This window comes from Vibrio sp. 10N.222.48.A3, assembly GCF_041475345.1.
Classification (GTDB): domain Bacteria; phylum Pseudomonadota; class Gammaproteobacteria; order Enterobacterales; family Vibrionaceae; genus Vibrio; species Vibrio tasmaniensis_A.
This window is the reverse complement of sequence record NZ_JBFRVX010001567.1, coordinates 1-262: the sequence shown is the minus strand read 5'-3', so window position 1 is coordinate 262 and position 262 is coordinate 1. Positions and strand designations below refer to the sequence as shown.

Here is a 262-nt window from a genome sequence, read left to right as displayed (position 1 = left end):
GCCTAGGCTCTCTTTTTTATTGAATCGTGATAAGCACCGCTCGAGCTCTGCTTATCGGTCTTCTTCTGGAAGTTTGACGTTCAGCTCTAATACTGAGATGTCGTCATCTTTGTGTTCGAAAGTCAGATCAACCATTGATGGATCGACGTCAACGTACTTCGCAATACACTTCAAGATGTCTTCTTTTAGTTGCGGCAGATAAGACGGCGCTGGGTCGTCATGGCTGCGTCGCTCGGCAACAATGATCTGCAAACGCTCTTTA

1 protein-coding gene is annotated in these 262 nt (G+C 46.6%); it reads right to left on the bottom strand.

Features of this window, described 5'->3' with window-relative positions; all coding sequences use genetic code 11:
- Positions 1-51 precede the first annotated feature (51 nt).
- On the bottom strand, positions 52-262 hold a 211-nt coding region (gene minE / locus AB4653_RS27770; RefSeq protein WP_372105855.1), incomplete at its 5' end, for a cell division topological specificity factor MinE.